Here is a 21517-nt window from a genome sequence, read left to right on the forward strand (position 1 = left end):
GTGGTCGGTGATTCGACTCCAGCTGATGTCTGCGAGCGTATGACCGGCCTCGGGGCACTCCGTAGCGTCGTCTCGCTGAGTGGAAGAAGGCAAGATGGTCAGTTCACCGCCGATGCCCGATCTCGCTGAACGGGACGATTTCTGTGAGCGGCGTTACGTCCTGGCAACGTCTCCTTCATGACCACAGACGTGAGTTACGAGGGCACCCGCAGGGAGCTCGAGACGAGTCTCGGGGTCCTGCGGTATCACGAGGCCGGCGTCGGCCCTCCATTGCTGCTGCTGCACGGATCCGGCCCGGGCGTCACCGGCTGGCGCAACTATCGCGGTGTGCTCGCCGATCTGGCCGAGCACTTCCGTTGCCTGGTCCTGGAATTCCCGGGGTTCGGCGTGAGTGACCCAGGTGAGGGCCACCCGATGATGATGGCGCAATCAGCAGTCGGGCAGTTCCTCGATGGCCTGGGGCTCGGTGCGGTCGACATGATCGGCAATTCCATGGGCGGCATCATCGCGACCAAGGTCGCGCTCGATGAACCGCAGCGCGTCGCAAAACTGGTCACGATCGGCGGCATGGGCAAGAACGTCTTCTCGTCGGGTCCGAGTGAAGGCATCAAGCTGTTGATGGAATTCACCGACAACCCGACCCGCGATGGTCTGGTCCGCTGGCTGCTCTCGATGGTCCATGACCCGGCACTGGTCACCCCGGAACTGATCGAGGAACGGTGGGCCCTGGCGACCGAACCGACCACACTCGAAATCGCTCGACGGATGTACAGCAGCAAGGCATTCGGTGCCAGCATGGCCGCTGCCGCCGCCTCGGACGTCACGCCGTACTGGGCCCGGTTGGCCAAGATCACCGCGCCGACGCTGCTCACCTGGGGTCGCGACGACCGGGTCAGCCCCGTCGACATGGCCATGTTGCCGATGCGAGACATCCCCAACGCCGAACTCCACGTTTTCCCCAAGTGTGGGCACTGGACGATGATCGAGGCCCGCGAGGCCTGGCTCAGCGCCGTGCTGGCGTTTCTCACCCGTACAGACAGGACATCACGATGACGGACAACCAGATGACGGACAACCTCAACGCACACGAGGACTTCGACCATCTGGTCGACTTCCTCATCGTCGGCAGCGGAGGCGGAGGCATGGCTGCGGGTATCACTGCAGCCCACCGTGGCCTCGACACCCTGATCATCGACAAGGGCCGCAAGTACGGCGGGTCGACCGCGATCTCCGGTGGTGGGATCTGGATCCCCAATGCTCCGACCTTGCGCGCCAAAGGTGCAGTGGACAGCCGTAGTTCGATCCGCCGCTACCTCGATGTCATCACCGAGGGCAAGGTGCCCGCGGACCGGCTCGACGCCTACGTCGACAACGGCCCGGAGCTGATGGACCTGCTCGAGGCCAGCCCGCACATGAAAATGTACTGGGTCAAGGGCTACTCCGATTACCATCCCGAGTTCGAAGGCGGAAGTGCGCTGGGGCGCACCATCGAGTGCAAGCCGTTCGACACCCGGGCGCTGAAGGAGGACGAGAAGTTCCAGCGTCCCAACAGCATGAAGGGCCCGATGGGTCTGTGGGTGACCTCGAAGGACTACCACGATCTGGCCATGGTCAAGCGGACCTGGGCAGGGCGTAAGGCCTCGCTTGTCGCCGCGTGGCGCGTGGCGTCCAACGTCATCCGGCGTCGACACATGGCAACCGGTGGCCGCGCGCTGGTCGCCCGATTGCGCATGGTACTCAAGGACGCCGGTGTTCCGTTGTGGCTCAAGACGTCCATGATCGAGCTGATCACCGACGACCATGGCACCGTCATCGGTGTGGTCGCCGACCGTGATGGCCAGACCGTCCGCATCGGTGCCCGCAAGGGTGTGCTGCTGGCGACCGGAGGGTTCGACCACAACAAAGAGATGCGTGCGAAATACCTGCCGGCCAACGGTGCACCCGACATCAGCGCGGGCGCAAAGGAGAATGTGGGCGACGGCATCATCGCCGGCCAGCGCCTCGGTGCCGCTGTCGACCTGATGGATGACGCCTGGTGGATGCCGTCGGTGTTCCACCCCATGGGTGCGGTGATCCCGCTGGTGTCCGAGCGCTGCATTCCGGCCTCGGTCATCGTGGACGGCACCGGTCGCCGGTTCACCAACGAATCGGGACCGTACGTCAACTTCGTCCACGATCAGCTCGAGGGCGACCATGTGCCGGCGTGGTTCATCATGGACACCAAGGCCAAGAATCGGTACCCGTTTGCCCAGGTGCTTCCGAACATGCCGTTCCCGCAGGGGTTTTACGATTCCGGCGTCATCCACAAGGCAGACACGCTGACCGAACTCGCCCAGGCAGTGGGGATCCCGGCCGGAGAACTGATCAAGACCATCGAGCGATTCAACGGATTTGCCCGTACCGGCAAAGACGAGGACTTCGGTCGCGGCGACAGTGCCTACGACCGGTACTACGGTGACCCGACCATGAAGAACCCCAACCTCGACGAGATCGTCAAGGGGCCCTTCTACGCAATCCGTTGCGAGGCCGGAGATCTGGGAACCAAGGGCGGACTGGTCTGCGACGCCCATAGTCGGGTGCTTCGGGAAGACGGCAGCGTCATCGACGGCCTGTACGCCACCGGCAACACGTCCGCCTCGGTGATGGGCAATGAGTACGCAGGCGCCGGAGCAACCATCGGTCCGTCGATGGTGTTCGGATACATCGCGGCCCAGCACGTGGCCGGGGCAGAGCGCAACAGCTCCGTTGATGTGGCGGCCGGCTGATACGCGAGGCCGCGTATCGACGAAAACCTCACTGACACAACCATTGCCCAGGCGTTCGCCCGGGTACTGAACAAGAAAGCCGAGAAGACCATGGGCCAGGTTCTGGACAACATTCAGCAGTTCGCCGAGGAGATCCGCGCCGAGGGCGCCGAAGGCGACAGGTTGATGCAACTGTCGGATACCGCGGCGAAGCGCCTGCGTGACGCCGGTGTGATCCGCATGCTGCAGCCGAAAGAGTACGGCGGTTTCGAGTCGCATCCGCGCGAGTTCGCCGAGACCGCAATGGGCATCGGCGCCATGGATGGCGCCACCGGCTGGGTGAGCGGCATCGTCGGGGTACATCCCTGGGAACTGGCCTTTTTCGATCGCAAGGCGCAGGACGAGGTCTGGGGCGAGGATCCCGACATGTGGATGGCCTCGCCGTACGCCCCGATGGGTGTGGCGAAGCCGGTCGACGGTGGCTACATCCTCAATGGTCGGTGGTCGTTCTCGTCGGGTACCGATCACTGCGGGTGGGTCATGATCGGTGCGACCGTCGGTGACCAGGACGGCAAGCCGTTGATGCCGCCGCAGCACCTGCACGTCCTGCTGCCGCGATCGGACTACGACATCGACCAGGAGAGCTGGAACGTCGTCGGATTGCGCGGCACGGGCAGCAAGGACCTGATCGTCAAGGACGCGTACATCCCCGCCTACCGCACCCTCTCGGCCAAGAAGGTCTTCGACGGCTCGGCACCCAAGGAGTTCGGGCGCACCCAGCCGCTGTACAACTTCCCGTTCTCGTGCATCTTCCCGCTCGGCATCACCTCATCGCTGATCGGTATCGCCGAAGGCGCACTGGCCTGCCACATCAACGCTCAGCGTGAGCGGGTCACGGTGTCCGGCGTCGCGATCAAGGAAGATCCCTACGTACTCTTCGCCATCGGCGAGGCGGCGGCGGAGATCGCGGCATCGCGGGCGGCGATCCTCGATACCGTCGACCGGTTCTGGGACATGACAGAAAAGGGCCAGGAGATCTCGTTCGAACTGCGTGCCATCGGACGCCGCAGTCAGGTCAGTGCGGCCTGGCGGGCAGTGCGTGCCGTCGATGAGATCTTCGCGCGCTCGGGTGGTGGAGCCTTGCAGCTCGGCACCCCGATGCAGCGCTTCTGGCGCGACGCCCACGCCGGTCTGGCGCACGCCATCCACGTTCCGGGCTCGATCTACCACGCCTCGGCCCTGACCCAGATGGGCGGCGAACCCCAGGGCGCCCAACGTTCGATGATCTAAGGCCGCACCACCGAAAGGTTCTTCCATGACTGACATCCGAGCACTCGGATACCTCCGGGTCCAGACCCGCGATATCGACCGTTGGCGCCGGCTCACCGTCGATGGTCTGGGCATGTCGACCGGTTCGGGTCCCGAACCCGACGGGTTGTACCTGCGGCTCGACGAGCGCCGCTCCCGCATCATCGTGTTGCCCGGCGACAGTGACAAGGCGCTGGCAATCGGCTGGGAGGTTCGCGACCAGTTCGCGCTGCAACGCGTACGCGAAGCGGTCGAGAAGTCGGGGATCGCGGTCGAGACCCTCTCGGAAGAGGAGTCGCGTTACCGCGATGCCGAGCAGGTCATCGCATTCGATGACCCCGCCGGGTCCCGGACCGAGATCTTCTTCGGTGCCGTGCTCGATCACAGCCCGGTCGTCACTCCGCACGGCGGCCGATTCGTCACCGGTACAGAGGGTCTGGGACACGTGGTGCTCCCCACGCCGGCCTTCGACGAGACCTACGCCTTCTACACCGAGGTCCTCGGATTCCTACCACGTGGGGCCATCCGGCTCGGCGGGCCCGACGCTCCCGGTCCGGCGCGGCGCGTGCGGTTCCTCGGCGTCAACCAGCGTCACCACAGCCTCGCACTGTGCCCGGCGCCGGCGAGCCAGGATCCCGGCATGGTGCACCTGATGGTCGAGGTCGACACCCTCGACGCAGTCGGTCAGGCCCTCGACCGGGTGAACAAACTCGGCTTCAGCCTGTCCTCGACACTCGGCCGTCACACGAACGACAAGATGGTCTCGTTCTACGTGCGCGCACCGGGCGGCTGGGACCTCGAATTCGGTACCGAGGGCATGCTCGTCGACGAACGCTATTACACGGCCGAGGAAATCACCGCGGACAGCTACTGGGGCCACGACTGGTCCGGTTCTGAACCGCTGGCAGCGTTCACGCCACCGGCGAAGAGCTGATTCACGCCGCCGCGCGGGCCTGATCGGCAGAGGTGACAGACGCAGGTGGCCGGAGATCGCAGGTGAATCACCGACCGTTCCAGACCCGTTGACGGTGCCGAAATGACCGTTGACCGTGCCGAAATCGCTCATAGTTGAGCAACTTTGGCACGGTCGGCGGTGATAAGGGCACGGTCAACGGCGTTTTCGGCACGCTCGACGGGGGGGGCAGGCCTTGCGGACCGAGTTGATGGTCTTCTCGACTTCCCAGAATCCGCCTGCATCCATCATGCTCCAGAGACAGGTGTGCCCGGCTCGTCTGACAGACGAGCCGGGCATCGCTGCGAACTTCAGGTCGGGCTTGTCGCCGACCGCTCAGCTACGGCCGAGCAGCTTGCGCATACTCTCGGCGGCGCCCTTGACGAGCTTGTTCCGCGGGAAGCCGTTGCGTTTCTGAGCAGCCTCGTAGTTGCCGCCGGCAACCCATAGGGGACCGTCAGCGAGGTGTTCGAGTCCCTCGCGCGCAACATCTTCGGGCTCGGAGACGTTCATACCGGGGATGTCGAAGTTCAATCCGGCCCGAACCATCGCGGGCGTGCGGGTGACACCGAGTACGAGTTCGACCACGTGCACACCGAACGGTTCGAGTTCGAGCCACAAGCTCTCGGCGAAGATGCGGCCGAAGGCCTTTGACGCCGCATAGATGCTCTGATGTTCGGCACCCATGTAACCCGACAACGAACCCAGCAGCATGATGCCGCCGCGTCCACGGTCTTTCATCTTGGCACCGAAGTGATGCGAGAGGGTCAGTTGTGAGGTGATGTTCAGGTCGATCACGCCCTGGAATCCGGCCAGTTCGCCGGTGACGAACTCGTGGCCGTAGCTGTTTGCTCCGGCGTTGAAGATCAACAGTCCGACCTCGACATCGTCGGTGGCCTGACGGATCTGGTCGAAGGCGTCGGGAGCCAGCAGATCGAGGGCCAGGGTGCGGACCTCGACGCCGTTGGCCCGCGCCTTCTGTGCGGTTTCCTCGAGCGGGCCGGGCTTGCGGGCGATCAGCACGAGGTTGATCCCCACCGCGCTCAGTTCGTCGGCGAACGATGCGCCGACACCTTCGGAACCGCCGGCGATCACCGCCCACGGACCGTAGTAACTCTTGTCGATCAAGACATGCTCCTTCAAATCTGCGTTACCGGGCGAATCTGCTGTGCCGGCGAATGACTCAGTGCAGCGAGCCGAGCGGGCGAACCGGTGTGGGATCGAGCACGGCAACCGAACCGGCGTGCGCCGCGGCCTCGATCGCCTCGGTCAGGAAACGACACCGCTCGCGGGGCGCGCCGGACCGGCGGGCTGCGCCGGACTGTTCACCCGAGAAATCTCGGCAGGCGCTGCGGGCAGCGGGGTTCCACTGCACCGACGTGTGTTCCCAGCTGTTCTTCTGGACCAGGACCTGAGCTGCGCACTCAGTGCACTGCAACGGTTGCATCGGTCTCGGTTGCCTTCCGTTCGAGATTTGCTTCCACTTCCTTCTTCCACGATTCAACCGCACGGGTCGTGTCGAGTTCGAACTCGAAGCGTTCGGTCATCTCCGGTGTCACGTCTGCAATATCGACATAGAACTGCTCGTACCAGCGGCGGAGCTGGTACACGGGGCCGTCTTCTTCACACAGCAGTGGATTCTCGATGCGGGTCTTGTTCTTCCAGATCTCGATGTCCTGCTCGAAACCTTTGGCGATGAAGACACCGAAGTTCTTGGCCATCTCGTCGGCGGCGTCGCCTTCGAGATGGCTCGACTTCTTGACGATCATGCCGTACTGCAACACGAACTTGTCGGCGCTCACCGGATAGTGGCAGTTGATCAGAACCGACTCGACGTCGTGATCCTCATACTGGTAGACCAGGTCATCGACCATGAAGGACGGACCGAAATAGGTTGCCTCCGAACGGCTTCCCAGCATCCTCGGCTGACCGGCAGCGTGCGGGCGCATGTCCTCGCGGGCCTGTCCGCGCATGAACTGGCTGGCGACGTGACCCTCGAAGACGTTCTTGAAGAACGTCGGGAACGAGTAGTGCACATAGAAGAAGTGAGCCATGTCGACGATGTTGTCGACCACCTCGCGGCAGTTGGTGTCGACCTCGATCCGGTACCAGACCCAATCCGACCACTCGTCGCTGAGCGCGCCCTCGATGCGGGGGATGGTGACGTCGGCCGGCGGCGGATTGCCCTCGGGATCGTGCCAGACGAACAGCATGCCGTCCTGGTCGAGCACCTTCCACGACCGTGTCTTCGCCACCGGCGGTACCCGACGGGCGTAGGGGATGTTCTTACAGCGACCGTTGGCAGCCCAGCGCCAGTCGTGGAACGGGCAGGCCACCTCGTCGCCCTTGATGGTGCCCTGGCTCAGGTCGCCACCCATGTGCCGGCAGAACGCGTCGAGGATGGCGAGCTCTCCGTCACTCTTGGCGAACACCACCAGTTTGGTGTCGAAAGCGTGGATGGCATGGGGTTTGCCGTCCCGGAAAGAATCGGAAAGGCCGAGGCAGTGCCAGCCTCGGGCGAACCGCGCGGGCGGTGCCCCGGTCTCGATCTCGCGGATCTCAACTGATTCGGACTGCGATGTGGTCACGATGCGTCCGTCCTTTCCATGGAGAGTTGTGGCTGCAGAGCTGTTCTCAAAACGCTAGGTGATCACGCACACATCCAAAGCTCATGTCCCACTAACCGAGACCTACCGCGCCGAAGGTTCGGTGCCGGGCACCGGCCTACCATCGTCAGGAGGGCCCGCAACACACCGATGGAGTTTTCTGAACATGACCAACGAGGTCTTGCAAGCAGTTCGCACGTTGTTACCGACCATCGCCGACCGGGCACGTGAGGTCGACGAATCGAGGCATGTGCCGGTCGAGAGCATCACCGACCTGCAGCAGGCGGGCGTGTTGAAAATGTTGCAGCCCAAACGATATGGCGGCTCCGAAAGTGACCCGGTGGAGTTCTACGAGGTGATCCGGGCCATCGCGGGGGCTTGCGGATCCACCGGATGGGTCGCATCGGTGCTGGGGGTACATCCGTGGCATCTCGCGCTGTTCGATCAGCGGGCCCAGGACGACGTGTGGGGCGAGAGCACGTCGGAGCTGTTGTCATCGGCCTATGCCCCGGTGGGCAAACTGACGCCGGTCGACGGCGGATATGAACTCTCGGGCAGCTGGCGGTTCTCCTCGGGATGCGAACACGCGTCGTGGGCGCTGCTCGGTGCCCTGGTGTTCGGTGCTGAAGGCAGACCGGTCGATTTCATGACCGTCCTGGTGCCGCGGACCGACTACGGCATCAAGGATGTGTGGGACGCGGTCGGGATGCGCGGGACGGCCAGCAACGAGATCACCGTCACCAAGGCGTTTGTCCCCGAATACCGCACCATCCGGAACTACGAGACCGCCCAGTTGCGTGGTCGGGGACAGAAGGTCAACGGAGGTCCGCTGTACCGATTGCCGTTCGCAACGATCTTCACCTCGGCCGTCGCCGCCCCGATCGTGGGCGTCGTCGCCGGATGTCACGAGTCTTATCTGACGATGATGCGCGAGCGGGTGCGGCTCAGTCTGGGCGGCGGTCGGTTCGCCGAGGATCAGGCAGCGCAGGTGGCGGTGGCGCGTGCGGCGTCGGAGATCGATGCGGCGATCCTGCAGATGGACCGCAACGTCCGCGATATGTGGGAGCTGGCCCGCGCCGGCGAGGATCTGCCGATGTGGATGCGGCTACGGGCCCGTCGGGACCAGGTCCGCGCGGTCGAACGATCGCTCGAAGCCATCGACCTGTTGTTCAAGACGTCCGGCGGTAACTCGCTGACCCGGGGTAATCCGATCGAACGGGCGTGGCGGGACGCCCATGCGGGCAGCGTCCATGTCGCCAACGAACCCGAACGCGCCCTGGCCCTGTTCGGCCGGGGAGCGTTCGGGTTGACGGTCGAGGACAACCTCGTCTGACCCGGCGATCAGTCCAGCATGTGCTGGACGGCGCGGTAGGAGAACGTCATCGCGGTACCGAGCGGAACACCGGGTCCCGGGTAGAACGGGCCGCTGAGTGATGCACTGGTGTTGCCTGCGGCATAGAGACCGTCGATCGCGGTCCCATCGGTGCGCAGCACCCGGGCGTCGGCGTCGGTACGGACGCCGCCCTTGGTGCCCAGATCGCTCAGGATGATGCGGGCCGCGTAGTACGGACCGGTCGTGATGGGACGCAGGGCCACGTTCGGAAGCTCCGGATTCGGCGGGCAGAAGAACGTGTCGTAAGGGTCTTCGCCGCGCTGGAAGTCTTCGTCGACGCCCCGCTTGGCCTGGTCATTGAATCGTTCGACCGTGTGCCGCAGGGTGTCGGCGGGCGCGCCGATCTTCTCTGCGAGTTCCTCGATGGTGTCCGCGGCCACCCACGTGCCGGCGGCGAAGTGTTCGTCGGCGGAGGCCGCGGGGATCGACATCGACGGGAGCACCGGGCCGCCTTCGGCGGAATCGAAGACAAGGTACGACGGCACGGACGTATCGGCGCCGTGCGCGATCATGGCGCGGCCGAACTGGTCGTAGGGCAGGGACTCGTTGAGGTACCGGTTGCCGGCCTGGTCGACCAGGACACCGCCACGAACACAGACCATGAATGCGCCTGACCCGTCGGGCATTTCGACGCCGGGGCACCACCACGCCTCGTCGAGCAGGGCGGTGTCGGCACCGACCGCGACCGCGGCCCGGATCAGGTCGCCGGTGTTGGCGCCCTGCGGACCCATGCTCCACTGCGCGCGACCCGGTGTGTGGTTGGCCTCGCGGAGTTCGGCGCTGCCTTCGATACCGCCGGCGGCCAGCAGGACGCCGCGCTTGGCGTGGATGCGCAGGACCTCACCGTCAGCGGTCTCGGCCTCGACCCCCACCACGCGGTCGCCCTCGGTCAAGAGCCGACGCGCGGCAGTCCCGGTGCGCAGATCCGCGTGGCCGGTGGCCTTCAGCGCCAACAGCAGCCGGCCGATGAGGGCACGCCCGGCGATGAGGGTCATGTCCGGATGCTTCTGTCCGGCCCGGTCGATGTGTGGTTCGGGCCGGACCAGCTCCCGCAGATCGCCGATCTCGTCGCTGGGCAGATCGATGGGATTGATCGAGCGGCCCGCATCCATCCGGCCCGGTGCCTTGAAGTAGTCGGGGAAGGGCTGGTACCTGAACTCGATGCTCGGGCTGCGTTCGAGGAAATCGACCACCGCGGGGGCAGTGGTCACGTAGGCCTCCTGGCGCTCGAGTTCGCTGTCGCCGACCACGGCCCGGAGATAGGTACGGGCCTTCTCTGTTGAATCATCGAGTCCGGCGCGCTCCTGGACGACGGTTCCGGGCAACCAGACCGACGCACCGGAATATGACGACGTACCACCGAACAGACCGGTCTTTTCCAATACGATGGTGTCCAAGCCGTTCGCTGCCGCCGTATAAGCGCCGGTCAGGGCGCCGCCGCCAGATCCCACAACGAGCACGTCGCATTGAATGGTCCAGTCTTGCATCGTCATTCCTCCATCTGGTCGAGTCGGTGTCCCACGCAATCGCATTCCCGCTTCAGACACACCGAAGATCCCACTGAGTGGGCAGAATGTGATCGTTTCCTAGTCTGGTGAGACAGTCAGATGTTCAGTTCGCACAGCAGCGCACGATGAGGAGGTTGGACGGTGCCCAGGATCGCCGAGGCGCGAGACGCTGCGGAACCCAGTTCCGACCATCAGCGGGCCCGCCATGTCCGGATACTCGAGGCCGCGGCGGAGTTGGCGAACGAGAAAGAATTCGCGCGCGTCCAGATGCAGGAAGTGGCGAAACGCGCCGGAGTGGCGATCGGTACCCTGTACCGGTATTTCCCCTCGAAAACGCACCTTTTCGTGGCCGTGATGGTCGAGCAGATCGAGCAGATCAGCGACAATCTGGCGCAGCGCCCACCGGTGGCGAACGGCGGCAAGGACGCCATCTATGAAGTGCTCGTCCGGTCGACACGAGGTCTGTTGCGCAGGCCGGCGTTGTCGACGGCGATGATCCAGTCGAGCAGCACCGCCAACGCGGCGACCGTGCCCGATGCGGGCAAGGTGGACCGGCTGTTCCACGAGATCGTGATGTCGGCGGCCGGGATCGAACATCCCACCGAAGACGACCACACCGCGGTCCGACTCTTGATGCAGTTGTGGCTCGGCGTGATCCAGTCGTGCCTGAACGGCCGGATCTCGATCCCTGACGCGGAATCGGATATCCGCACAGCGTGTGACCTACTGCTGGCGCGCATGTCACCCAGCGACCAGGCTCGGATGTCGCACAGCGATTTCTGACTGAAATACATTCTCGTCTCGCACCCCAGCACCCATCCGTCGAGCGTGCCGAAATCACCGTTGACCGTGCCAAAACGGTTGCCGCACCAGATTTGAGACTCACCGACGCACCCGTGGGTGGCACATTGCTCGGCACCAAAAAATAGAATACATTCTAGAAATATCGATCTTGGCGCTGGAAGTCCTCGCGCCATCCAAAGGAGCGAACATGAGCAATGTCGTCATCGTGGAAGCAGCGCGCACACCGATCGGTCGTCGTCGCGGCGCGTTGGCAGGCCTTCATCCGGCCGTCTTGCTGGGTGCTGCTCAGCAGGCCGTGCTCGACCGCACGGGCCTGCCCGCAGCCGAGGTCGGTCAGCTCGTGGGTGGCTGTGTCACCCAGGCCGGGGAGCAGTCGAACAACGTCACCCGCCAGGCATGGCTGCATGCCGGACTGCCATACACGACGGCTGCGACCACGATCGACTGTGCGTGCAGCTCCTCGCAGCAGGCCGTTCACATGGTTGCCGGCCTGATCGCCTCCGGTCAGATCGACGCCGGTATCGGTTGTGGAGTCGAGGTGATGAGCCGGGTGTTCCTGGGCCAGGCGAATGCCCCCGGCACCGGAAATCCGTACCCGGATGACTGGACCATCGACATGCGTGATCAGTTCACTTCGGCTGAGCGCATCGCCGAGCGTCGTGGCATCAAACGCGGCGACGTCGATGCGCTGGGCCTGCAGTCGCAGCTCCGTGCCGCCGCTGCGTGGGCAGAGGGTCGCTTCGACCGCGAGATCGTGCCGGTGCAGGCACCGGTTGTCGACAAGGAGGGCACGCCCAGTGGTGAGATCGCCACGGTGACCCGTGACGGCGGACTGCGCGACACCACCGCAGAGGGACTGGCCGCGCTGAAGCCGGTCATCGAGGACGGCATGCACACCGCAGGCAACTCGTCGCAGGTCAGCGACGGCGCCGCGGCGGTGCTGCTGATGAGCGAGGAGAAAGCCGCACAGGCGGGCCTGCGCCCCCGTGCACGCATCGTCTCCTCGGCGATGGTCGGCTCCGACCCGTACTACCACCTCGACGGCCCGGTCGACTCCACCCGGATGGTGCTCGAGCGCACCGGAATGTCGTTGGGCGACATCGACATCGTCGAGATCAATGAGGCGTTCGCGTCTGTGGTCCTGTCGTGGGCGCAGGTGCATCAGGCGGACATGTCCAAGGTCAACGTCAACGGTGGAGCCATCGCCCTCGGACATCCGGTCGGTTCGACCGGCTCGCGGCTGATCACCACCGCGCTGCACGAACTCGAACGCAGCGACAAGTCGACTGCGCTGATCACGATGTGCGCCGGCGGTGCGTTGTCGACCGCAACCATCATCGAACGTATCTGACACCCCCCCCCACCTGACTCGCCCGACCCGGCAGCGGCCTGAACAACATGGGAATTGAACGACATGGGAATTGAACTCACCGACGACGACCGCGAACTGCGCGATTCCGTGCGGGGATGGGCGGCGCGTCACGCGACCCCGACCGTGATCCGGGATGCGGTGGAAGCCAAAACCGAACTGCGCCCGAGCTATTGGCCGTCACTGGCCGAACTCGGCATGCTCGGACTCCACCTGCCCGAAGAATTCGGTGGTGCCGGCGTCGGACTTGTGGAGCTGGCCATCGTCACCGAGGAACTCGGACGCTCGATGGTGCCCGGACCGTTCCTGCCGACGGTTGTCGTCTCGACGGTCCTGCACGAAGCGGGCCGGACCGCCGAACTCGCCGGGCTCGCCGACGGATCGATCTTCGGAGCCGTTGCACTACAACCGGGGTCGCTTCGCCTGACTCGGGACAACGGCACCGTGACACTGTCCGGAACCTCCAGCCACATCCTCGGGGGACAGGTCGGAGACCTCTTCCTGCTGGCAGCCGACGACAACGGCTCCCTCGCGTATGTCGTTGTGTCGCGGGACCGCCTCGACATCACCGACCTGCCGAGTCACGATCTGGTTCGACGCAACGCCGAGGCCAGGGTCGACGGTCTCGAGTTGTCCGAGATGGACGTACTCGGCCTCGATTCGCAGCGAATCCTCGACATCGCGGCAACCCTGCTGTCGGCAGAGGCGGCCGGTCTGGCCGACTGGTCCACCACCACCGCGGCCGAATATGCCCGGGTACGACAGCAGTTCGGCCGGGTCATCGGCCAGTTCCAGGGCGTCAAGCACAAGGCTGCGCGCATGCTCGGGCTCACCGAGCAGGCGCGGGTGACGGCATGGGACGCTGCGCGTGCGATGGGCCCGGACACTGATCGTGTCGAGGGTTCTCTGGCAGCGGCGGTCGCCGGCGCGGTGGCGCCCGAGGCCGCGTTCACCGTCACCAAGGACTGCATTCAGATCCTCGGCGGTATCGGGTACACGTGGGAACACGACGCGCATCTGTATCTGCGTCGCGCCCAGACGCTTCGGATCATGTTGGGCTCGACCGCCACCTGGCGTCGCCGGGTCGCAAACCTCACCATCGATGGCGCCCGTCGCGTCCTGGGCATCGAACTGCCGCCCGAGGCCGAGAAGATCCGCGCCGACATCCGGGCCGAACTCGCCGGAGCCGTCTCGTTGGACGACGCCGAGCGCAAGGCGTTCCTGGCCGACAAGGGTTACACCGCACCACATCTGGCCGCCCCATGGGGCAAGGGTGCCGACGCCGTCACCCAGCTCGTCATCGCCGACGAGCTCAGGGCCGCCGACCTCGAGCCGCACGACATGATCATCGGCAACTGGGTGGTCCCCACCCTGATCGCGCACGGCAGCGAAGAACAGTTGCAGCGTTTCCTCCCGCCGTCGCTGCGTGGCGACATCGTCTGGTGCCAGCTGTTCTCTGAACCCGGTGCGGGTTCGGACCTGGCCGGACTCAGCACCAAGGCGACCAAGGTCGACGGTGGCTGGAAACTGCAGGGCCAGAAGGTGTGGACCTCCATGGCTCGCGACGCACACTGGGGCATCTGCCTGGCGCGCACCGACGGCGATGTGGCAAAACACAAGGGCCTGTCGTACTTTCTGATCGACATCCGGAACAGCGAAGGCCTCGACATCCGGCCGCTGCGGGAGATCACCGGCGAATCATTGTTCAACGAGGTCTTTTTCGACGACGTGTTCGTACCCGACGAGTTGCTGGTCGGGCAGCCCGGTGACGGCTGGAAGCTGGCTCGCACCACATTGGCCAACGAGCGGGTCTCGCTGTCCAACGACTCGTCGCTGGGTTCCGGTGGGGAAGCGCTGCTCGAACTCGCGGCCACCATGCCAGGCGGCCTGGACTCCGAACAGATGACCGTGCTGGGAAAGGTTTTGTGCGACGCGCAGACCGGCGGGCTGATGGGTCTGCGGACCACGTTGCGGTCGCTCACCGGTGGGCAGCCGGGAGCCGAGTCGTCGATCGCAAAGTTGCTCGGTGTCGAGCACATCCAGCAGGTCTGGGAGGTCGCGATGGAGTGGTCCGGCCCGTCCTCGCTCCTGGGCGAGCAGGATCGATGGTCACCTACACAGCAGTTCCTGAACTCGCAGTGCCTGTCGATCGCCGGAGGTACCACCAACGTCCAGCTGAACATCATCGGCGAGCGGATCCTGGGCCTGCCCCGCGACCCGGAGCCCGCGAAACCAGTTCGGGCATGACCACACAGAAGGAGTCCTAGCCGTGGGTATCGACCTGAACGTGGCATTGTCCGCCGATCCGACCGTCCGCGACGTGTCCTGGACCGAGCGGGACGTCCTGCTCTATCACCTGGGCCTCGGCGCGGGTATGGACAATCTGGATCCGGCCGAATTGGCCTGGGTGTACGAGAAGAACCTGCAGGTGGTCCCGACATTCGCGATGGTTGCCGGACAGGGCGTTTCGGCCGGTGCAATTGCCGCGCCGGGTATGAACCTGCCGGGCATCGACATCGACCTGCGCAAGATCCTGCACGGTGGACAATCGCTGCAACTGCATGCGCCCATCCCGGCGTCGGGCACCGCGCAGATCTCATCGCGGGTTTCCGATGTCTGGGACAAGGGCAAGGCTGCGGTCATCGTGCTCGAACAGGCGGCCACCGATGCCGACGGAAACCCGTTGTGGACCAGCTCGATGCAGATCTGGGCCCGCGGCGAAGGCGGCTTCGGCGGACCGGCCGGTCCTGATGCGGCCACCGCCATTCCTGACCGGGAAGCGGACAAGGTGCTCGTCACCCCGACGACCGCACAACAGGCGCTGGTGTACCGGCTCAGTGGGGACATGAATCCGCTGCACGTCGACCCGGCGTTTGCCGAGATGGCCGGTTTCGATCAGCCGATCCTGCACGGACTCGCCTCGTACGGCGTCGTGTGCAAGGCCGTGATCGATGGCGTCCTCGACGGTGATCCTGCAGCGGTGCAGTCCTATTCGGTACGGTTCGCCGGATCGCTGTGCCCGGGGGAGACGATCGAGACCTCCGTCTGGCGGGAAGGCAACCAGTTGATCCTGCAGGCCGTCTGCGTCGAACGCGAGCAGCAGCCGATCCTCACCCACGCGACGATGGGCATCCGATGAGCCAGGACCCGGCAAAGCACCCGACCGTCGGAAACGCGCCGGACGGCATCGTCCTGACGTCCCTGCCCAACGGTGAACCGGTCGACCTCGCGGCCAATGCCGCGCGCCGCGTTGTGGATGCACTGTTGCGTACCGATCGCAGCAACGCGAACCTGCAGCGGGTTGCCGAGGAATTGAACAGTATCGCCGAGCATCTCGAAGAACACGCTCCGGAGGTCGCCGACCGCCTGATCGACATGTGGCACGGCGAAGGTGTCACCCGACACGATCCGGCCACCGGACCCGAGAATGCGATCGCACCGCCGCTGACGCTGGTCGGCCGCGACGACGGTTACGTCGAAGGTGATGTGACGCTGACGTTCCCGTACCAGGGTCCGCCCGGACACGTCCACGGCGGCGTGGCGGCGTTGCTGCTCGACCACACGCTCGGTGTGGCCAACGCCTGGTCCGGCCGCAGTGGTGCCACGGCTCAGCTCAATGTGCGCTATCACGCTCCGACCCCGCTGTTCGAGCCGTTGACGGTGCGCGGCAAGTTGATCGAAGAGAACGGCAGAAAGATCACCACAGTGGGTGACATCCGTACCGCGGACGGAACAGTCTGTGTGTCGGTTGAGGCATTGTTCATCGACAAGACGGTGCCCCGCCCTCGTTAGGCGGAACCGGCGAAGGAGTCTTCATGGCCAAGTTGGACGGCAGGGTGGCTGTGGTCACCGGAGCTGGTATGGGCATCGGTCGAGGGATGGCCGGAGCGTTTGCGCGCGAAGGCGCCTCGGTGGTCGTTGCCGAAATCGACACCGCTGCAGGCGAACAGTCCGCTGCGTGGTTGCGTGACGAATGGGGCGTGGCAGCAGAGTTCGTCCGCACCGACGTCACCGACAAGGCCCAGGTCCTGGCCATGGTGGACGTTGCGGTGGAACGTTTCGGGCGGCTCGACATCCTGGTCAACAACGCCTGGCGCGGCTCCGGCTATGCGCGCTTGGAGAACATGACCGACGAGCAGTTACGCGGTGGTTTCGACATGGCGGTGATGGCCGCGTTCTGGGCCATGCAACGAGCCCTGCCCGAGTTGCAGAAACACGGCACCGGCCGCGTCATCAACCTGTGTTCGCTCAATGGTGTCAACGCGCACATGTACTCGGTGCAATACAACGCTGCCAAAGAGGCCCTGCGCAGCCTGACCCGGACCGCGGCCCGTGAGTGGGCACCGCATCAGGTGTGCTGCAACGTGATCTGTCCGGGTGCACAGAGCGAGGCCTATAAGCGGGTTGTCGAGGCCAACCCGGAGATGGCCGCCGGCATGGCCGCGGAGAACCCCATGGGTCGCATCGGTGATCCGCTGGACGACATCGGTCCCGTTGCCGTCTTCCTGGCCGGTGATGACAGCCGTTACCTCACCGGCAACACCCTTTTCGTCGACGGTGGTGCCCACATCAACGGTGTCCAATGGGCGCCGGCGGTCGATTAGGGTCGTCTCTGGCATTTTTCGGGCTCCTGCGGTTGCTACCTGCGCGGCCGCAGCGATTTCGCCGCGTTGTTGCCCTTCACCGCTGAATAGAGCAGGACGACGAGCACCACCAGAAACATGACGGCTGCAGCGACAGCTGACACCACAGATCCGAAACCTGTGATGACGCCGATCGCGACCTGTATGCATAACCCCGCCAAGGCTGTCCAGACCGCCCGGCGCAGAAGCGGCCGCGCAACCTGATGGGCCAACTGCCACGCTTCAGGGCTCGACAAAGTCGCCTTGGTGCGTATGCCCATGACGGGATTCGGCTCGTCACCGACGAGTCGCGGCATCAGTCCGGCAGCGAACGCGACGATGAGCGTCGACGACGTCAGTGACGCCGTCAGACCCAGTAGGTCAGATGATGCCACCGGCCGGCCTCTACGTCAGATTGCGTGCATCGGAGTTCCCGGCGGGTGCCGCTGGAACACACCTGACTGTATGCGAATCGATGCCGACGCGGCTGTCCGGGGTGACGCGATCCAGGTGTTGGCGGATGAGTAGCGGGGTAGTTTGCGGGCGGGTTACCAGCGGCAACAGCGTCTTTCATCTCTGGCGCGACGGCCCTCAACGGGCAAACGCGGGCTCGGGTGTCCACGCTGCGTGCGGTGAGGTCGAGGTTCGAGGGCTACCACGGTATTGGGGAAGGCGCTGCTGATCCGGGGGTCGGCACCCTTGCCAACGTCGTACCTGAACTCAACGGCCGCCCACGCAAACGCTGCGACTGGAGAACTCCGCCAAAGAACGACAAACTACTGCAATTGGTGCAGGGCAGGCCGAATCGGCATTGGTTCCTGCAGTTACAACACCTTGTCTATTGGGCTGTTCGATCGAGCTTGAGGTTAGATATTTCGTCTTGCTACCGAAAGGCGTTGGGTCCGAGCGGAATTGATTCACAAAAACCATTGCGAACGTATGTTCGATCGACTAGGCTGTAATTAGTCGGCCCCGAGCATCACGTATCTGACGCCTTCCCCGCAGGGACACCCGGTCGACGCCCCGGTTTGTGTGTTCTCTCCTTGGAAGGTGCTGTGCTATGCGACTTCTCGAGATGGTCGACGATCTGGTCGACCTGGCGATACCCGGATGACGCGAGCGCGGTGTTGGGGGTGGTGAAAGATCTGATCACGCTGCGTAATGCCACCGAGCATCAGCTGGCGGTGTGTGCGGCGGTGATCGACGAGTCGGGCATTGCCCGTGAGGCGGGTCGACGACGTCGAAGTTGTTGCAGGCCAACGGTGCGGCACCAGGTTCGGCGTATCGCTGGTTGCGCATCGGATTTGGTTTGGTCGGGTTGGATCGTACGGCCGGGTATTCGAAGGATGGGTTTCTGTCCTCTGAGCATGTCGATGCGGTAGTCAAGGGTGTCGCCCATGTGTCGGGCGGTCGGAGGATCCGGTCGCCGCCGAGCAGCAGGTCGGGTTCGAGCGGAAACTGTTGAACCACGCCATCTCCGGAGCACCGCCGGCGGAGATCAGCACCGCAGCCCGCGCGCTGGGCAACGAGATCGCCGCAGATACTGGTGGTCCGCCGCCGGCCGAAGACCGGTCGTTGAACAGTCTGGAATACAAAGTCCGCGAGGGCCGCTGTGTCGGCACATTCGATCTTGATGCGGTGATCGGGGAAAAGTTGCACTCGGCGTTGGATCTCTGGTCCCGGGCACGTCCTGAGCCAGATGGTTCGGATGATCCGCGGTCCCCAACCCAACGCCGCGCGGACGCGCTACATCAATTGTTGGACTGCGGCGGTGGTGGACAGACGCTGGTGTCAGCGCCGCGCACCGAGGTGATGGTCACCGTGCCTGCCGATCATCCCGAGGCTGCCACCCTGCCGTGGATGGGTCCGGTCACCGAAGCGACCGCTGCGATGTTGGCGTGTGATTCGTCGATCACCTCCATCACCCTCGACGGGCAGGACGTCCCGATCGATCTCAGTCCACCCAAACGGCTCTTCACCGGTCTGGTCCGCAAGGCCATCATCATTCGCGACACCTGCTGTGTGAAATGCGGTGGACATGCGAGCTGGTCGGACTGCCATCACATCGTGCACTTCGTCGACGGCGGTCTGACCACTCTGGAGAACGGGTGCTTGCTGTGCCGCACCTGCCACATGGCGGTCCACAACACCGGCTGGGACGTGATCATGGGCTCGGACGGACACCCGTGGATGATCCCGCCGGCCGATATCGATCCGCAGCGAAAACCTCTACCGGCCTACAACCGACGCACCCTGACCCTGGCCGCCTGACCAGATCAAACTCTCCACCACTTCACCAAAGCTTCCCACCAGCGCACCCGAGATCGTGTCGGGACCGCGCACGCATCTTTGACAACTTCACAGTGTGAGCGGCTGTGGTGTCGGCGCCGGGACATGCCGAGCGCCGACACCACGGTGGTCAGCCTTGGTTCGTCAGACCGTGATCGCGCGTCGCATCATCTTGCCGGTTGCGTTGCGGGGCAACGGATGTTCCGTGATCCGCCACTGCGTCGGGACCTTGTAATACGAGAGCCGCTCGGTCGCGAAGGCGCGCAGGTCGTCTTCGGTCACGGAGGCTCCGGGCCGGGCGACGATCACGGCAGCGACTTCTTGGCCCAGGTCGGGATGAGGCACGCCGACCACTGCGCACTCGGCCACGTCGGGATGCTCGTCGAGGCACTGCTCGATCTCGGTGGGGTAGACGTTCTCGCCACCGCGCAGGATCAGATCGGAGCGGCGGCCGGTGAGCTGCAACCGTCCACCGTCCATGCGGCCGAAATCGCCTGTGCGCAACCATCGTCCGGGCGCGATGGCGGCGGCGGTGGCTGCCTCGTCTTCCCAATAGCCGAGCATGACGAACGGACTGCGTACGCAGATCTCACCCTCGGTGCGCTCGGGAAGCACTTCCCCGAACGGATCGCGGATCTGCAGGCTCACGGTGACGATGGGGCGGCCCAGGGTGCCGGGGAACGCCTCGATGTCGGCGGGGGTCGCGACGGCGATGGCCGTGCTGCACTCCGTCAGTCCATAGCTGTCGACCAGTGCGTTGCGGGCGAACGCGAACTTGGCCTGCAATTTCTCCTTGAACGCGACGGAGGAGGGTGCCGAGGCGAGTGCGAACGACTTCAGAGATGACAGGTCGTACTTCTCGACGTTGTCGTGCTCGAGGAGTCGGGTGGCCATCGTCGGCACGGCACCCCAGTTGGTGACCCGTTCCCGCTCGATGAGACCCAGGATGGTGTCGGCGTCGAACGCACCCTGATTCAGGATCACCGCGCCACCGGTCGCCAGACGCGGCACCACCAGGTTGTGCAGGCTCGCGATGTGGAACAACGGCGAGGTCAGCAGGTGACGCGCGGGACTGGGCCGGCTGGGATCGTATGTCTGGCCGTCGAGTTCGGCCATGAACGCGTCACTGAAGCGCTGATAGTCGACCACGGCCACGAGATTGCGCTGTGAATGCAGCGCACCTTTCGGCCGCCCGCTGGTGCCGCTGGTGTAGAGGATGACGGACGGGTCGTCCTCGTCGACGTCAGGAACTGGCAGATCGGCGCCGTCGTATTCGGCGATGAGTGCGGGAAGGTCTTCTTCCATGGTCAAGACGGTGACCGTACCGGGGACCTCGGGGAGTGAGGCGGCCCGCTTCGCGTCGACCACGAGGACCATGGGCCGGCTGTGCTCGAGGCCATAGGTGACCTCACGCGGCACCCACCAGCCGTTGAGGCCGACGGTGATGGCGCCCAGGGCCTGGGTGGCCCAGAACGTCATGACCCATTCGGGCGTATTGGCCGCGAGAATTCCCACCCGATCGCCCTTGCCGACGCCGTACTTGTCGCGCAGCGCAGTGGCCAGCGCGGCGACGGACCTGGCGTGCTCGGTGTACGAGATTCGACGGTCGGTGGTGACGAGATAATCGGAATCGCCCCAGTTCAGCGACTGTGGAAGATGCTCCGCCACGGCGCGCCGACGATTCTTCATCACCTGCATGGATGCACCGAGTACATCCTCTTCGACCAGCTCGAACGGTCCGCCGGGGCCGGTCAGACGGGTCATCACCGCAGTGATGTGCAATTGCGGATCGGTGGAGGCAGACATCAAAAGCCTTTCGTTACGTACTGCGATGTACACCACAAAATCTCACGACCCGCGGTATCCATGGTGACGGTTACCACTCAGCGAGACTGGGCTCTTATGCAGACGTTGGCGACGAT

At 64.6% G+C, this 21517-nt stretch carries 18 protein-coding genes; 12 read left to right on the plus strand and 6 right to left on the minus strand.

Going from position 1 to position 21517, the window contains the following annotated elements:
- The first annotated feature begins 177 nt into the window (after nucleotides 1-177).
- The 4 genes from AC51GR_RS21305 (at nucleotide 178) to bphC (ending at nucleotide 4986) form a co-directional block, all read left to right on the plus strand.
- Entirely contained in the window at nucleotides 178-1053 is an 876-nt protein-coding gene (locus AC51GR_RS21305) for an alpha/beta fold hydrolase (RefSeq protein WP_496326648.1), read from the plus strand.
- Entirely contained in the window at nucleotides 1050-2765 is a 1716-nt protein-coding gene (locus AC51GR_RS21310) for an FAD-binding protein (protein ID WP_496326649.1), read from the plus strand. Before AC51GR_RS21305 ends, AC51GR_RS21310 begins: the two co-directional genes overlap by 4 nt.
- Before the next feature lie 90 nt (nucleotides 2766-2855).
- On the plus strand, nucleotides 2856-4034 hold the full coding sequence (locus AC51GR_RS21315; protein ID WP_496326650.1) for an acyl-CoA dehydrogenase family protein: 1179 nt from the start codon (nucleotides 2856-2858) through the stop codon (nucleotides 4032-4034).
- Between the two features lie 25 nt (nucleotides 4035-4059).
- Nucleotides 4060-4986 carry a biphenyl-2,3-diol 1,2-dioxygenase gene (gene bphC / locus AC51GR_RS21320; RefSeq protein WP_496326651.1) on the plus strand — a complete coding sequence of 309 codons (927 nt, stop codon included), beginning with the start codon at nucleotides 4060-4062 and terminating at the stop codon, nucleotides 4984-4986.
- Nucleotides 4987-5340: 354 nt separating this feature from the next.
- On the opposite strand, the gene AC51GR_RS21325 is transcribed toward bphC, so the two are convergent.
- From AC51GR_RS21325 to AC51GR_RS21335, 3 genes are read right to left on the minus strand one after another with little or no spacing between them, the layout of a single operon-like run.
- A complete protein-coding gene (locus tag AC51GR_RS21325) occupies nucleotides 5341-6132 on the minus strand; it encodes an SDR family NAD(P)-dependent oxidoreductase (RefSeq protein WP_496326652.1) in 792 nt (263 codons plus the stop codon).
- A 55-nt stretch (nucleotides 6133-6187) separates the two neighbouring features.
- A complete protein-coding gene (locus AC51GR_RS21330; protein WP_496326653.1) occupies nucleotides 6188-6451 on the minus strand; it encodes a hypothetical protein in 264 nt (87 codons plus the stop codon).
- A complete protein-coding gene (locus AC51GR_RS21335) occupies nucleotides 6429-7592 on the minus strand; it encodes a 3-ketosteroid-9-alpha-monooxygenase, oxygenase component (RefSeq protein ID WP_496326654.1) in 1164 nt (387 codons plus the stop codon). The genes AC51GR_RS21330 and AC51GR_RS21335 overlap by 23 nt, the downstream gene beginning before the upstream one ends.
- Before the next feature lie 184 nt (nucleotides 7593-7776).
- On the opposite strand from AC51GR_RS21335, the gene hsaA reads away from it, so the two are divergent.
- Nucleotides 7777-8943: a 3-hydroxy-9,10-secoandrosta-1,3,5(10)-triene-9,17-dione monooxygenase oxygenase subunit gene (gene hsaA / locus AC51GR_RS21340; protein ID WP_496326655.1), complete on the plus strand. Its 1167-nt coding sequence runs from the start codon at nucleotides 7777-7779 to the stop codon at nucleotides 8941-8943.
- An 8-nt stretch (nucleotides 8944-8951) separates the two neighbouring features.
- Here hsaA and AC51GR_RS21345 read toward each other — a convergent pair whose 3' ends face one another.
- A complete protein-coding gene (locus AC51GR_RS21345; protein WP_496326761.1) occupies nucleotides 8952-10490 on the minus strand; it encodes an FAD-dependent oxidoreductase in 1539 nt (512 codons plus the stop codon).
- 162 nt (nucleotides 10491-10652) lie between these two features.
- Here AC51GR_RS21345 and AC51GR_RS21350 point away from each other — a divergent pair, with 162 nt between their 5' ends.
- The 6 genes from AC51GR_RS21350 (at nucleotide 10653) to AC51GR_RS21375 (ending at nucleotide 17288) form a co-directional block, all read left to right on the plus strand.
- On the plus strand, nucleotides 10653-11294 hold the full coding sequence (locus AC51GR_RS21350) for a TetR/AcrR family transcriptional regulator (RefSeq protein ID WP_496326656.1): 642 nt from the start codon (nucleotides 10653-10655) through the stop codon (nucleotides 11292-11294).
- A 208-nt stretch (nucleotides 11295-11502) separates the two neighbouring features.
- A complete protein-coding gene (locus AC51GR_RS21355) occupies nucleotides 11503-12666 on the plus strand; it encodes a steroid 3-ketoacyl-CoA thiolase (RefSeq protein WP_496326657.1) in 1164 nt (387 codons plus the stop codon).
- 63 nt (nucleotides 12667-12729) lie between these two features.
- Nucleotides 12730-14931 (plus strand): acyl-CoA dehydrogenase family protein, encoded by a 2202-nt coding sequence (locus AC51GR_RS21360; RefSeq protein WP_496326658.1) that lies wholly within the window; start codon nucleotides 12730-12732, stop codon nucleotides 14929-14931.
- Nucleotides 14932-14953: 22 nt separating this feature from the next.
- Nucleotides 14954-15823 carry a MaoC/PaaZ C-terminal domain-containing protein gene (locus tag AC51GR_RS21365; protein WP_496326659.1) on the plus strand — a complete coding sequence of 290 codons (870 nt, stop codon included), beginning with the start codon at nucleotides 14954-14956 and terminating at the stop codon, nucleotides 15821-15823.
- Nucleotides 15820-16476, plus strand: a complete 657-nt coding sequence (locus tag AC51GR_RS21370; protein WP_496326660.1) for a PaaI family thioesterase — start codon at nucleotides 15820-15822, stop codon at nucleotides 16474-16476. The genes AC51GR_RS21365 and AC51GR_RS21370 overlap by 4 nt, the downstream gene beginning before the upstream one ends.
- A 23-nt stretch (nucleotides 16477-16499) precedes the next feature.
- On the plus strand, nucleotides 16500-17288 hold the full coding sequence (locus tag AC51GR_RS21375) for an SDR family NAD(P)-dependent oxidoreductase (RefSeq protein WP_496326661.1): 789 nt from the start codon (nucleotides 16500-16502) through the stop codon (nucleotides 17286-17288).
- Between the two features lie 35 nt (nucleotides 17289-17323).
- Here AC51GR_RS21375 and AC51GR_RS21380 read toward each other — a convergent pair whose 3' ends face one another.
- On the minus strand, nucleotides 17324-17701 hold the full coding sequence (locus AC51GR_RS21380) for an SdpI family protein (RefSeq protein ID WP_496326662.1): 378 nt from the start codon (nucleotides 17699-17701) through the stop codon (nucleotides 17324-17326).
- A gap of 1066 nt (nucleotides 17702-18767) precedes the next feature.
- Between AC51GR_RS21380 and AC51GR_RS21385 the strand changes: the two genes are divergently transcribed.
- Nucleotides 18768-19577, plus strand: a complete 810-nt coding sequence (locus AC51GR_RS21385; protein WP_496326663.1) for an HNH endonuclease — start codon at nucleotides 18768-18770, stop codon at nucleotides 19575-19577.
- Nucleotides 19578-19739: 162 nt separating this feature from the next.
- On the opposite strand, the gene casG is transcribed toward AC51GR_RS21385, so the two are convergent.
- Nucleotides 19740-21401 (minus strand): steroid-24-oyl-CoA synthetase, encoded by a 1662-nt coding sequence (casG, locus tag AC51GR_RS21390; protein WP_496326664.1) that lies wholly within the window; start codon nucleotides 21399-21401, stop codon nucleotides 19740-19742.
- Nucleotides 21402-21517: the final 116 nt, after the last annotated feature.

It is taken from the genome of Williamsia sp. z71 (genome assembly GCF_059553375.1).

Coding starts and splice junctions, on each gene's coding strand:
- AC51GR_RS21305 (WP_496326648.1), top strand. CDS start 178: ATGACCACAGACGTGAGTTACGAGGGCACCCGCAGGGAGCTCGAGACG.
- AC51GR_RS21310 (WP_496326649.1), top strand. CDS start 1,050: ATGACGGACAACCAGATGACGGACAACCTCAACGCACACGAGGACTTC.
- AC51GR_RS21315 (WP_496326650.1), top strand. CDS start 2,856: ATGGGCCAGGTTCTGGACAACATTCAGCAGTTCGCCGAGGAGATCCGC.
- bphC (WP_496326651.1), top strand. CDS start 4,060: ATGACTGACATCCGAGCACTCGGATACCTCCGGGTCCAGACCCGCGAT.
- AC51GR_RS21330 (WP_496326653.1), bottom strand. CDS start 6,451: ATGCAACCGTTGCAGTGCACTGAGTGCGCAGCTCAGGTCCTGGTCCAG.
- hsaA (WP_496326655.1), top strand. CDS start 7,777: ATGACCAACGAGGTCTTGCAAGCAGTTCGCACGTTGTTACCGACCATC.
- AC51GR_RS21345 (WP_496326761.1), bottom strand. CDS start 10,490: ATGCAAGACTGGACCATTCAATGCGACGTGCTCGTTGTGGGATCTGGC.
- AC51GR_RS21355 (WP_496326657.1), top strand. CDS start 11,503: ATGAGCAATGTCGTCATCGTGGAAGCAGCGCGCACACCGATCGGTCGT.
- AC51GR_RS21360 (WP_496326658.1), top strand. CDS start 12,730: ATGGGAATTGAACTCACCGACGACGACCGCGAACTGCGCGATTCCGTG.
- AC51GR_RS21370 (WP_496326660.1), top strand. CDS start 15,820: ATGAGCCAGGACCCGGCAAAGCACCCGACCGTCGGAAACGCGCCGGAC.
- AC51GR_RS21375 (WP_496326661.1), top strand. CDS start 16,500: ATGGCCAAGTTGGACGGCAGGGTGGCTGTGGTCACCGGAGCTGGTATG.
- casG (WP_496326664.1), bottom strand. CDS start 21,401: ATGTCTGCCTCCACCGATCCGCAATTGCACATCACTGCGGTGATGACC.